Genomic DNA, 12,929 nt, shown 5'->3' on the forward strand with positions numbered 1-12,929 from the left:
CCCAACCTGACCTATCCCCGGGCAAGAACCAACATGAACTCGAACAGCCGACGCAATTTCCTGAAGATGGCGGGCAGCGGTGTTGCCGCCACCGCCGCGCTGGCGGCCTTTCCGCCGGCCATCCGTCGCGCCCTGGCAATCCCCGCCAACAATGCGACGCAATCGATCCGCGACGTGGAATACGTGGTCATCCTGATGCAGGAGAACCGCTCCTTCGACAACTACTTCGGCACGCTGCAGGGCGTGCGCGGCTTCGGCGACCGCTTTCCGATTCCGCTGGCCGGCGGCCTCAACGCCTTCCAGCAGACCTATATCAACGGCGGCACCGGTGCCACGCGCACGCTCATGCCGTACCACCTCGACAGCACCAAGGGCAACGCGCAGCGCGTCAGCGGCACGCCGCACAGCTTTCCCGATGCGCAACTGGCGTGGGACCACGGGCGCATGAACCGCTGGCCCACCTTCAAGCAGCCCCAATCGATGGGCTACTACACCGAGGCCGAAGCCGGCTTCCAGTTCGCGCTGGCCAACGCCTTCACGATCTGCGATGCCTACCACTGCAGCTTCCACGGCGGCACCAACACCAACCGGCTGTTCCACTGGACCGGCACCAACGATCCGACCGGCGCGCACGGCGGCCCGGTGATCGACAACAGCGGCGACTCGCTCGACGCCACCGGCATCAACTACACGTGGACCACCTACCCCGAGCGCCTGCAGGCCGCCGGCGTGAGCTGGAAGGTCTACCAGAACCTGCCGGACAACTTCACCGACAATCCGCTGGCCGGCTTTCAGCAATACCGTGCCGCCAACGCGGCGCGCGGCAACCAGATCAACGGCGCACCGTATCCGGCCTATACCCCGGCCGACGAAGCGGTGAGCCCGCTCTACAAGGGTATCGGCAACACCATGCCCGACGGTGGCTTTCTGCAGGCGCTGCGCGACGATATCGCCGCGGGCCAGTTGCCGCAGGTCTCGTGGATTGTCGCGCCCGCGACCTACTCCGAGCATCCGGGGCCGTCGAGCCCGGTGCAGGGTGCCTGGTACACGCAGCAGGTGCTCGACGCGCTGACCGCGAATCCGGATATCTGGAGCCGTACCGCCCTGATCATCAACTTCGACGAGAACGACGGCTTCTTCGACCACATGCCGCCGCCGTGCGCACCGTCCCTCGACGCCAACGGCAATGTGCTGGGCGGCGCCACCATGGACACCGCCGGCGAATACCACACGACCAAGCTGCCCTACGGTCCGGGCCCGCGCGTGCCGATGTATGTGGTGTCGCCATGGAGCCGCGGCGGCTGGGTCAATTCGCAGGTGTTCGACCACACCTCGGTGCTGCGCTTCCTGGAGCAGCGCTTTGGCGTGATGGAAACCAATATCAGTCCGTACCGCCGCGCCGTGATGGGCGACCTGACCAGCGCGTTCGACTTCGTCAATCCCAACGTCAACGCGCTGCCCACGCTGCCTTCGCGCACCAAGGCGCAGGCCGATAGCGACCGCACCGCGCAGGAAGCGCTGCCGCAGGTACCGCAACCCGCCGAGAGCGCACAGGCGCTGCCGCTGCAGGCCGCGGGCACGCGTCCGTCGCGCAAGCTGCCGTACACGCTGCACGTCAGCGGCGCGGAAGAGCCGGTCAATCGCCTGATGCGCCTGAAGTTCCAGAACGATGGCACGCAGGCCGCCGTGTTCCATGTGTACGACCGCCTGCACCTGGCGGAGCCGCCGCGCCGCTATGCGGTGGACGCCGGCAAGGGCATCGAGGGCACGTGGGACGTGTTCACGCGCGACAACGGCAAGTACGACCTGTGGGTGGTCGGCCCCAACGGCTTCCATCGCGCCTTTGCCGGCGATGCCAGCACGCCGTCCACCGCTGGCGCCACCGCGCCGGAGATTCGCGTCTGCTACGACGTGGCCAATGGCGATGTCATGCTCACGCTGCTCAACCGCGGCGCCAATCCGTGCACGTTCTCGGTGAAGTCCAACGCCTATCGCACCGACGGCCCGTGGACCTTCGACGTGGCGGCCGGCAAGAGCGTCGATCATCTCTGGAAACTGGCCGACCAGAGCCACTGGTACGACTTTACGGTAACCACGCTGCAGGGCGGCTTTACGCGCCGCTTTGCCGGCCGCGTGGAAAATGGCAAGGACGGGGTCTCCGATCCGGCCATGGGCGCCTGATGACGAGGGGGGATTGAAGCGCGCCTGCTCCCTCCTGCCTCGCCGCCGCCCCACCTGCTGCCGTCATGCCTGGCGGAAGCGGGTGGGCGGCAGGCGCAGGCGCCGTGCGGCAATAAAACAAATCGCCGCAAAATCGTCACAATCACACGGTACGCTGGCTGGTCGTCCCGCTGATCAAACGGAAACCACCATGCTTGGCGACCTGCTGATGACCTTCTTCGAAGTGGCGCGCCAGGGCAGTATCACCACGGCCGCCCGACAGTTGCGGGTAAGCCAGCCCACCGTCACCGGCCGCATTCGCCAGCTCGAGGAAATCTACGGCGTCGAATTGTTTCATCGCCGTGCCAGCCGCGTCGACCTCAGCGAGGTAGGCATCGCGTTGATGCCGCTCGCCGAGCAGATGATGCAGCAGGAAGGCGATGCCGATTTTCTGCTGCGCAATGCCGGCAACCTTCGCTTTGGCACCTTGCGCATCGGCGCCACCGGCCCGTTCTACATCCTGCGTAGCGTGGCGGCATTTCGCCAGCGCTATCCCGCCATCGATGTCAGCATCGAGATCGGCAACTCGAAGACCGTGCTCGATGCGCTGCTCGAATATCGCATCGATGCCGCGGTGTCTTCGCATCCCGTCGACGACGAGCGTCTGGCGCGCGTCACGCTGGCCGCCGACCCGATGGTCGTCGTGGTACACCCGAGCCATGCGCTCGCGCGCCGGCCCGGCATCGCGATTGCGGAACTCGCGCGCCAGCACCTGATCGTGCGCGAGCGCGGCTCGATGACGCGTGTCGGCATGGAGACGGCGCTGGCGGAAGCCGGCCTCGAACTGCCCTCGCATACGGTAATCGGCAGCCGCGAGGCAATCTGCGAAGCCGTTCGCCACAACCTTGGCGTCAGCGTGATGCCCGTGGGCGAGGTACCGCGCGACGATCCGGCGCTGCGGGCCATCCCGTTTACCGAAGCCGCACCGGTCATCCACGAATACCTCTACTGCCTGCAGGCGCGGCGTCATACGCGCCTGATCGGCGCCCTGCTCGACTGCGTGGTACTGCCCGGCGGCGTGCATTGCGACACCACGCGCGCAACGCCTATATTGAATTAGCCCATGGCATCACCAATGGCCGATCCACGGAGCGCAGATCCGCCGCACCGCAATCCATGACCGCACCGGGCCGCCCGAGCTTTCCCGAGTATGACCAGTTGATGACACTGCTCGAGCTGGGCGCGCCGTATTTCGACAGGCGCGTCGCCTGCGAGGTGTCGGTGCATGACGGGCAGCGCTTCGGTGTGCATGTGGCCAGCCTGGGCACGACCTCGCTCGACGCGCCGGCCATCGGCATCTTCGGTGGCATTCATGGACTGGAGCGCATCGGCACCCAACTGGTGCTCGACTACATGCGGTCGCTGCTATGCCGGCTGCAATGGGACGAACTGCTGCACCGGGAACTGCAGGCGGTGCGGTTGGTATTCATGCCGATCGTCAATCCGGGCGGCATGTGGGCGGCCACGCGCGCCAACCCGAACGGTGTGGACCTGATGCGCAATGCCCCGCAGAATGCCGATGCGCACGTCCCTTTCCTGGCCGGTGGTCAGCGTATCGGCCCATGGCTGCCGTGGTTCCGCGGCCGTGCGGGTGCGCCGATGGAGCCGGAAAGCGCGGCATTGCTGGAAGTGGTGGAACGGGAGCTGTTGCCGCGGCCGCTCAGCTTTGCGGTCGACTGCCACTCGGGCTACGGCTGGCGCGACAGCATCTGGTTTCCGTATGCGCGCACCCACGCCTATATGCCGCATCTGGCCGAAATGTTTCTGCTCAAGACGATGTTCGAGCAGGCGCATCCGCATCATGGCTATGCATTCGAACCGCAGAGCCACCAGTACCTGCTGCATGGCGACCTGTGGGACTACGCCTATGACCGCACGCCCGCGCGCAGCCTGTTCTTGCCGATGACGCTCGAACTGGGGTCATGGCTGTGGATCAAGAAGAATCCGCGCCAGATCTTTTCCCGCGCGGGCATCTTCAATCCGATCAAGGCCCACCGCACTGCACGCGTATTGCGCCGGCATGTAAGCCTGTTCGATTTTCTCGGACGCATCGCGTTCTCGCCCGAACGCTGGCTACCCAGCGGCGAACGCCGGCAACTGCTGCTGGAACAGGCGCGCAGGCATTGGCAGGGATCGCCGGCATCATGAGCACCTGGATCTTCCTGCGCGGGTTGACGCGCGAGGCGCGTCACTGGAGCGACCTGCCCGCAATGTGGCAGCGCCGCGGACTGGGCCGGCCAGTTGCCATCGATCTGCCCGGCAACGGCACGCAGGTCCACGCGCCAGTTCCCGTCGATGTGCGCGGCATGCTGGCAGCGGTGCGCGCGCAGGTGCAACAGCCGGACCTGCCGGGCATCGGAACGGCTTGTCGTCCCCCCTATCGCATCCTCGCCATGTCGCTCGGCGCGATGGTCGCGACCGACTGGGCACAGACCTACCCGGATGAAGTGGCCGCGCTCGTGCTGATCAACACGAGCATGCGCCCATTCTGCAGCGTGGGGGAACGCCTGCGCCCCGACACCTGGGCTGCGTTGCTCGGCATGGCCAGGCACTGGCAGGACCGCGTGCGCTGCGAACGCACGATCCATCGCCTCACATGCGAGCGTCTCGACACGCGTGACGCCGACCTTGCCGCCTGGGTCGAAATCAGCCAGACCGCCCCGGTCTCACGCCAGGCCGCCTGGCGCCAACTGATGGCCGCCGCCTGCTTCCACGCGCACCGCCAACGCCCCGCCTGCCCCACACTGATCCTGTCCTCCCAGGCCGACCGGCTCGTCAACCCGATCTGCTCGGCGCACCTGGAAACAGCCTGGCAAGTGCCACATCGACGGCACCCCTGGGCCGGGCACGACCTTCCGCACGACGATCCCGGCTGGGTGTGCGAGGTGGTGCAAGCGGTGGTGCAAGCGGATAGTGCATGGCAGGCGAACGCGCCATAAAAAAACCGCCGTGCGACCTGAGGTCACACGGCGGTTTTCGTATCGTTTACAGCAATCGGTGCTGCGCTCAGTGGTGCGTCTTGTTATTGGTCAACGCTCCCAGCAACGTTTGCGCCGCCGATTCCACACGCTCCTGCGTGCCGAACAGCCGGGCCGAAATCAGGCCGCTTTGCAGCGCGCCGTACACCACCTGCGCAAGCATCGCCGGCGGCACCGGATATGGCGTTTCACGCTCCGCCTGGCCACGTTCGAGCAGCCGGGTCAGCCAGCTCTCGTTGATCGCGTAGAAATCCTTCAGCACAGCGTGCACCGACTCCGGCAGGCACAGCACTTCGGTCGACAACATGCCTGCCAGGCAGATCTGATCCGAACCGCAGGTAGCACGAATCGGTTCCAGGTATTGCCTGGCCTGTTCCAGCACCGGCAACTCGGGATCGATATTGCGGATCCGCTCCGTGATGCGCGCACTGTATTCCCTCACCGCTTCCAGGACCAGATCGTCCTTGGACGGAAAGTAATAGTGAATGCTGGAGGTCTTGACCCCCACCAACTCGGCCAGGTCGCGATAACTGAAGCCGTTGAAACCGCGACGGCGGATCAGCACCAGCGTGTGCTCGAGCAGTTGCTCACGGACGGGTTGCGTTTTCATAGCCCGAAGTTTATCTACACGAAGATAGACACTCAACCGGGATTATCCCGATGTCGCTTGTTACATTGCGGCGGGTAGCGCTTGCGCCACCAGCATGGCAGCGGATCCGCTGACTACGCTCAGCGCAACCCATCCGCCCAGGATCAGGGCACTGTTCTTGATGCTCATGATGAAACTCCTTTCTTCTAGTGCTTATAAGAGAAGCAGGAGCCCTCATGAGGCTCCTGCCGGATCGACTGACATATCTTGATGTACCTGTTGTCCGCGCCGGCTCCCGCCAGCGGGGGACTGCCCGGAGACGGCGCAGACAACCGGTACCTCGCACTACGTCAACCTTTCTGGCAGGAGTCCGGATACAACTCCTGCCTTATTGCTGGCGCTCAGGCATTCGCGCCGTCGGTGAACACGTCGAACTGGCGCGACGGCTGGGCCGAGACACCGGTCCGGTCCAGGCCAGCTACGATGCGGGCGCCGTCGGTGTACACGTCACGTTGACGGGCACCGTCGTAGAACGGGTTGCGGTCGCTACGCACATCGCGCGCGCCGTCCAGGTACGGGTCAACCTTGCGGCTCGGTTCGGCCGACACGCCGACGCGATCCAGGCCTGCCACGATGCGGGCACCGTCGGTGTACGGGTCGGTCTTGCCGACGCGAGCACCATCGGTGAACGGGTCGGTCTTGCCGACGCGGGCACCATCGGTGTAACCGTCGCGGTTGCTGATACGGGCACCGTCGCTGTAGACATCGAACGCCGCGGCGCGAGCGCCATCGGTGTACGGGTCACGGGTACCTTGAGCGGCTTGGGCGGCACCACCGATAAAGGCGGCGGCAAGGGCGGCGGCGGTAAGGATAGTCTTGGCGTTCATGATTCAGCTCCGTTTCGTTTGGGCCGTTCGTGGCCCGTTGTCTGTGTCGCGGTCTCGCTTTTGTCTCGAACTACATCTACTGGTAGGTAGAGAGCGAGGGCTAAAAAAAAGACCGACTCCCGGTACTCACTGACTGCTGTACTGCTGGGCCGCTGCGGGTTTCCGGTGTTTCCTTTGTTGCTGCCGGGTAGTGCAGCGCGTCCATGGACCGAAGAATATCTACTACTAGGTAGATAGGCAAGGGAATTTTGGCACTGCAACACACAATTGTTTTTATCGTGACAATAGGGAGTACCCTAAAAGAACCAAAAATTTTTCGCGACCACTGCTCCAATCGCCCGCAAACCCAATGCCGACAACGCCCTCTTCCGATCTGCCCACCCGCGCACGCGTCCCGAAAACCTGGCTTGCCGGCGCGTTTGCGGTCGCCGCAGCCGCAGCAATCGGGCGACATCTGCTTTACAAGGCCGCTGAACAGGGCGCATTCGTCACAAATCGGGACGGCGCCTCTGCCCCTCTAGATCTGGGGGTGAAGTCGCGAGCTATCAAGATTCCGAGCGGCGACCGTCTGCTGCAGGCTTCCCTGGTGCAAGCCGAGGCGCCCGAGGCGCCGGCGGTATGCGTTTTCCATGGCAATGCCGAAACCCTGACCGACTGGGCGCCGGTTCAGGCCCTGCTCCGCACGGCCGGGATCACGTCGCTGGTCTTTGACTACAGTGGCTACGGTGCCAGCACCGGCCGCCCCACCGTCCGCAATGTCCGACAGGACGCCCTGGCGGCCTATGCACATTTTCGCGCGGCTACCCCAGCGGCCGCGCGCCACTATGTCCTGGGTTATTCGCTGGGATCGGGCGTGCTGCTCGATGTATTGCGTCGCCTGCGCCCGGCGCCGGACGGCGTCATCATCGGCGCCGGATTCCGCTCGGCCCGCGCCGCTGCCGTGGTGACGGGCCGCGTTCCTCCGTGGGTGGCATGGATGCTGCCGGATCCCTGGAACAACGCGGCGCGGGTCTGCCGCCTGAAGCTGCCGCTGCTGCTGGTGCACAGCCGTCAGGACATGACCATCCCATTCAGCCACGCCGAGCATATGGCCCGGGTGGCAAGATGCCCGACCCGGTTCATCACGTTTGACGACCTGCCGCACAACGCGGCGATCAACCCGGACCACATGATCGCGTTCTGGGCGCCGGTGATCGAATGCCTGCGGACGGGCGAGCTGGCAACGTAGCACTCCGCAATTCGAAGTGCGGGAGTGGCTTCATTGCGCTTCATTGCGCTCATGTTCAATACTGGTAGATCAGCTGTACCGCGCTGGTCACACCAGCGGTATGAAAAGCCTTCGGTTTGTAGACGGGTACACCCACGGACAAGTCATACGACACACCGCCAAGCCGCGAACCGAGTCCCCCACGCATGCCCACTACCGCACCGGCGAGCTGCGCACCCGGTCGCCTGCCGACCAGCCTCGCCGCCGACAGGCGATGCACGCGGCCATAGTCCACGCCGGCGTAAAGGGTGTGCCCATCACGGAATGGCCCCCTGCCGCCGAACGGCACCTGGAGTTCATTGCGCCAGTAAAAGCCGCGTTGACCGGCAAGCTGGCTCTCTCCGTCGAAACCGCGCACCGTGTAACGGCTGCCGATGGTCAGGTCGTCGATATAGTAGAGACGATCATGGGTGAACTGCCCGCGAAACGCCGTGACGTAGCGGAATCGTTGACCCGCGATCCTGAACGGCACCGACAGGTTGGCGTCCAGCACGGCCATGCGAAAGCGCCAGGTCGGACCGTCTCCGGCAGCCACCGTGTCCGCCTGCGCGCCGAATGCGCCAATGCCCTGGCGGAAGCTCAGCGTCGCGTCGAACCGAGCTTCGCCAAAGTCATGCCGATCGGTCACGCCGAGTTCGATGATCGTGTTGTTCCGATGCTGCTGCGGAATCTCGGTATCTTCGATAAAGCTTCTGCCAAACCGACGCGTCAGCCTGACTTGCGCGCCGAACACGTCGTTCTGACTGCGACGCAGCACGCGATGCAGCTTGAGATCAACGTTCTGTGACTCACCACTGGAAACAAAGGTGGTATTGATCCCGGCGATCTGCTGGTAGTAATTGCTGCCATACGCGGAGAGCGTTGCGGTCCAGTACCCCCATGGCACCGAATACGACCCGTTCCAGCCACGGGTACCGTGCGCCTTGTTGCGGAAAGCGACATCCTGGTAGTACCCGACATGGAAAACATCGTTCAGCCCCAGCGGATTGTCGATACCGACACGCTACTGTTGTCTCTGAGCGCTACTGCTGTCTCTGAGCGTTACTGCTGTCTCTGAGCGCTACTGCTGTCTCTGCGCGATTCCTGTCGTGCAGGGCTTTGCGCAAAGAATAAAGCCGTGGAATTGGCTTGAGTTTGAGAAAGTTCTCAAAAATAAATGCGATTCAAAGAAAGATCTATTCCCGCCTAGGATTCCTGCCTAATCGCCTATACGCCCTGCATCGGCACCTGCAGGTCGAGCGCCTTGATCGCGGTCGTCACGGTCGTCGCGGCCGACGCCCGCGCGCTCAGCGTCGCATCCAGGCGATACCCGCCTCCATACACCGCCTTGAGCTTGAATCCGGCGTCTCCATCGAGACACAGCTTGCGGCGCACCTTATAGATATGTTGCTCAAGCGCGCGCGCGACCTGCTCGGGCGGCTGGCCCCAGATATCCATCGCAATGCGTGCCCGCGTCAGGAGCGTGCCCGGCAACGAAAACAGCAACCAAGCCAGGGAAAACTCGCGCGCGGTCAGGCCGACATTGACGCCGCGCAGCATCGCGGTCTGCGAGGGCCGGTCCAGCAGGTAGTCGCCAATCTCGATATGCGTAACCTGACGCGCGCGCTCGCGCAGACGCGCCACGCAGTGCACCGTACGCGCGTGCAGTTCCTCGACGTGAAACGGCCCGACCGCGATATCGTCGCCGCCCATGGCGAACGCACGCGCCATGGCATCGCGCTGCGGAAACTGCCCGATCACGAGGATCGCATAGTCGTCGCGCGCATGACAGGCGCGCCACGAGGCGATCCGGCTGACCGCGTCGAGATCGAAGTCCGCATCCACCACGACCACATCGATGGCATCTCGCGATGCCAGATGACGTAACAGGTCGCGCCTGTCGTGGAAGTACGATGGATTCCAGTCGGCTTCCATGGACGAGAAGGCCGCGATGGTCTGCCGCACGGCCTGATTTCTGGTGAGCAAGGCAAGTTTCACGGAGGATTACCCCTTCTAGTTGGACCTGACGCCGCCGCGCTCCCGCTATGAGCGCGCCGCTCCTGTCAACGGAACTGGCCATGGCGACATTTGTGGTGGTGAGATGCGATACCACTTAAAACAGACTTAAGTGCGAGGCCGATGATAAGTAACTTGCAGCACCCGTTCACCATCATCTATTTCAAAACTGTAAATCTGTGCCGCGGCGTGCATGCACCATGCCGCCCTTGCCCTGGTGCACGTGCCGTTAACTTGCGCAGATCCGCGCCTAACTTCGCGGACCCACGCTCCGCTTTCGCTCATGCCGCCTTTACGCGGCCGCACGTGGTTTAACAAATGCACGAGAAAAGGTCGAACGACCTGAAAATGCCAAAAAACACGCCCTTACATTTTGTTGCGAAAGATGTAGATCCCGATTGCATGGACACATTGCCTGTACATACGCGTCGTATGTCCGTCGGTCGAGATCGATCGTGACTGGCCCGCATGCCGCATGGCGCCGGAAACGAAGCCAGTCCGCCGCGGACGAAGCAAACCCTCGCTCTCGTGCCGGCACGCCAGCGCTGTCACATAACTCACATCGGGCATTCGTAGTCTCGGGCGCATTCTTGATTACCACTGGATACGCCCATGCCCACTTCCCTTTCTGTTCGCACCCCCGCGGCGACAGACAGCCACGCCCACACGGGTGACCTGCGGCAAGACGAACGCGCCACGCCGCGTTCGGGCCGGGCATCGACGCGGAGCGTCGATGCCCAACTGGCGGTGCTGCCCACGCGCACCGCGCGCCCCCCGGAAGTCACGCCGCCGGCGCAGTCGACCGGCAGGCGTCTGCTCAGGGCGTTCGGCCTGGGCGGCGGCAACCCGGCCGCGAGCGGGGAGATCACTGCAGCCTCCGCGTCGGCCGCCGACCTCGAAGCCGGCCTCGGCGCCACCGGCCCGCGCCCGACGCGCGCGACGCCTTCGGCGATGGGCTCGCGGTTGTCGTCGTACCCGACCGCCTCCACCGCGGATACCAACACCCTGCTCGGCGCGCTCGAACATGCGATTGGCGAATGCCGGAGCCGCCCGGTCGACCGGCAGGCCGCCGCGGAACTCGTCAATACGTTGCGCCTGCAACGGCGCGATGGCGCGGTCGGCAACCGCACGATGATGGCCAATGCCGCGCGGCACAGCGACGACTGGTACCGCGCCCAGGGCCTGAACGAAGCGGATATCCGTCAGGTCCATCACGCCGCTTTTGTATCGGGCACGATCTATCCCGGTGCCGGTCTGCTGGCCAACCTCGGGCAGTTTTTCGTCTCGCCGTTCCTGTCGGCTGGCACCGGCAAGCCGTGGGTCGGCACCGGTACCGGCATGGTCATCGCCGGTGCGCTACAGACACCGATGTACGCGGTACAACAGCCGGTGGTAGTCCAATTCGTCGAACACACCGCGGAGCGCAACGGCCCGGTCATCCAGGTGGACAAGAACCATATCCATCACAAGGAATGGCTACCGGGGATCGCCACGCGTGCCTCGGCGCAGGCCGCGCGGCTCGACGACAGCGCGCGCGCGTTCGCCGACGCGCTGGATACCGTGCTTGCGCGCATTCCCTCCGGTTCCCGCGACAACGCCGCGCAGCCCGCGGGCCACGACGAGGCCCGCCTGGCAGCATGGCTGGAGGCGAATCGCGGGGATGCGGATGCCGAGCGGCTGCAGGCCTCCGCCCGCGCATTTGCCGAGGCGCTGACCGCGCTGCGCGATCTGCACGAAGGGGTGCTGATGACAGAGGCTGGCCATACCCGGCAGCAGATCGGCAGCCGCTTCCAGTCCATCTCGCGCATCCTGCGCCCGGTATTCCAGGGCCTGGTGAGCCTCGCTTCCGGCGTGCCGAAGAGCGAAGCCGCCGCCGTCGCCGCGGGCCTCGCGCAGCGCGTGGCTCGGCTCGACTCCCGCACGATCGCCGTCATCCAGGCCTTCGGTGCCCTCGCGCTCACGGGCTTCCAGCATATTTCCGCCGGCTACGACGAGGTTGCCAAGGTGAACTACAAGAATGCGCTCAACCTGATCTACGGCGACTTCTTCACCGAGGACGGCAATCGGCGCATCGCTGCGGGCGAAACCGTCACCGCCGACGATATCGACGAGGACAAGCTGCGCGGGTTGATCGCTTCGCCGGCGCAATCGCTGGTCAAGCGGGTGACCAAGTCGCTCGACGCCGAGATCGCGCGCGTCGAGGCGCAGCGCGATGCGGCGCCGGCGTCCAGCGCGCAGCACGCGGCGCTCGACGCCGCCATCGCCACCATGAAGCGCGACCGCGCCAGGCTCAAGGACAACGATCTCGCCGGCTTGTCGGAGGGTGGGCATGCGCGCACGACCCTGGCGACAAATGCCGCCGCGCTGCTGCCGGGCGTTCGCCGCGACAGCTGGCGCAACCTGAACGCGGATGAACTCGGAACGCAGGTGGCGCAGCGGCTCGGCCAGACTTTCCACATGTTCGGCTTCGGCAGCTTTGCCGCGTCTTCGGTAGGCCGCATCGTGGCTGCGGCGGCGGACGGCTCCTCGCATCTGGCGTCCACCACGATCGGCGGCCTGGCGGTCGCCGGGACAGGACTCGGCGCGATTGCCGCCTACAGCCAGGGCACGACCACCACCATCAAGAACCATGGCAAGGAAGCCGAGCCCAGGATGTCGCTGGGGCGGCAAACGTTCTACGGTGTGTTCGCGCTGCCGTTCGATCTGCTCGGCAGTTCGCGGGCGTGGTCGGCCAACCGGCAGGCCGCCACGGCGATGCAGGCGGCGCAGCGGCAGATGGCCATGGCCAACGTTGTGCTCGGCCTGTCGGCGGCAATGGACGGCAACCATGCGGAGGGCGCCGGTGAGGCTCCGCCCACGGCGCCGCCGGATGCCTGACCTGCATGCCGGACCGCGTGCGCGAATGGCGTGCCGGCGCAACGTCGGCGCGCATGCCGCCACGCGGAATGCCGATTGGCACGATTGCGCGCGCATTCGCCGGCCCGCTACGTAAC

At 65.0% G+C, this 12,929-nt stretch carries 9 protein-coding genes and 1 pseudogene; 6 read left to right on the forward strand and 4 right to left on the reverse strand.

Annotated features, from left to right (window positions below; all coding sequences use genetic code 11):
- Positions 1–33 precede the first annotated feature (33 nt).
- The 4 genes from DFLDMN_RS26995 (at position 34) to DFLDMN_RS27010 (ending at position 5,159) form a co-directional block, all read left to right on the forward strand.
- On the forward strand, positions 34–2,181 hold the full coding sequence (locus tag DFLDMN_RS26995; protein ID WP_423198811.1) for a phosphocholine-specific phospholipase C: 2,148 nt from the start codon (positions 34–36) through the stop codon (positions 2,179–2,181).
- Positions 2,182–2,371: 190 nt separating this feature from the next.
- Entirely contained in the window at positions 2,372–3,280 is a 909-nt protein-coding gene (locus DFLDMN_RS27000; protein WP_423198812.1) for a LysR substrate-binding domain-containing protein, read from the forward strand.
- A gap of 56 nt (positions 3,281–3,336) precedes the next feature.
- Positions 3,337–4,368, forward strand: coding sequence for a M14 family zinc carboxypeptidase (locus tag DFLDMN_RS27005; RefSeq protein ID WP_423198813.1), 1,032 nt, complete (start codon positions 3,337–3,339; stop codon positions 4,366–4,368).
- Positions 4,365–5,159: an alpha/beta fold hydrolase gene (locus DFLDMN_RS27010; RefSeq protein WP_423198814.1), complete on the forward strand. Its 795-nt coding sequence runs from the start codon at positions 4,365–4,367 to the stop codon at positions 5,157–5,159. The genes DFLDMN_RS27005 and DFLDMN_RS27010 overlap by 4 nt, the downstream gene beginning before the upstream one ends.
- A 67-nt stretch (positions 5,160–5,226) precedes the next feature.
- On the opposite strand, the gene DFLDMN_RS27015 is transcribed toward DFLDMN_RS27010, so the two are convergent.
- Together DFLDMN_RS27015 and DFLDMN_RS27020 are read right to left on the reverse strand one after the other, a co-directional pair.
- On the reverse strand, positions 5,227–5,808 hold the full coding sequence (locus DFLDMN_RS27015; RefSeq protein WP_423198815.1) for a TetR/AcrR family transcriptional regulator: 582 nt from the start codon (positions 5,806–5,808) through the stop codon (positions 5,227–5,229).
- Positions 5,809–6,188: 380 nt separating this feature from the next.
- Positions 6,189–6,674, reverse strand: coding sequence for a copper resistance protein CopQ (locus DFLDMN_RS27020; protein WP_423198816.1), 486 nt, complete (start codon positions 6,672–6,674; stop codon positions 6,189–6,191).
- A gap of 349 nt (positions 6,675–7,023) precedes the next feature.
- Between DFLDMN_RS27020 and DFLDMN_RS27025 the strand changes: the two genes are divergently transcribed.
- Positions 7,024–7,902 carry an alpha/beta hydrolase gene (locus DFLDMN_RS27025; RefSeq protein ID WP_423198817.1) on the forward strand — a complete coding sequence of 293 codons (879 nt, stop codon included), beginning with the start codon at positions 7,024–7,026 and terminating at the stop codon, positions 7,900–7,902.
- A 55-nt stretch (positions 7,903–7,957) separates the two neighbouring features.
- Here DFLDMN_RS27025 and DFLDMN_RS27030 read toward each other — a convergent pair.
- Both DFLDMN_RS27030 and DFLDMN_RS27035 read right to left on the reverse strand, forming a co-directional pair.
- A pseudogene (locus tag DFLDMN_RS27030) lies at positions 7,958–8,941 on the reverse strand (ShlB/FhaC/HecB family hemolysin secretion/activation protein); the annotation flags it as partial.
- A 206-nt stretch (positions 8,942–9,147) separates the two neighbouring features.
- The gene (locus DFLDMN_RS27035; RefSeq protein ID WP_423198818.1) at positions 9,148–9,906 is read right to left on the reverse strand and encodes a response regulator transcription factor; all 759 of its coding nucleotides are present in this window, start codon (positions 9,904–9,906) and stop codon (positions 9,148–9,150) included.
- Positions 9,907–10,548: 642 nt separating this feature from the next.
- Here DFLDMN_RS27035 and DFLDMN_RS27040 point away from each other — a divergent pair.
- Positions 10,549–12,813: a hypothetical protein gene (locus DFLDMN_RS27040; protein WP_423198819.1), complete on the forward strand. Its 2,265-nt coding sequence runs from the start codon at positions 10,549–10,551 to the stop codon at positions 12,811–12,813.
- Positions 12,814–12,929 lie beyond the last annotated feature (116 nt).

This window comes from Cupriavidus sp. H19C3, assembly GCF_049393815.1.
In the GTDB taxonomy this organism is placed as follows: domain Bacteria; phylum Pseudomonadota; class Gammaproteobacteria; order Burkholderiales; family Burkholderiaceae; genus Cupriavidus.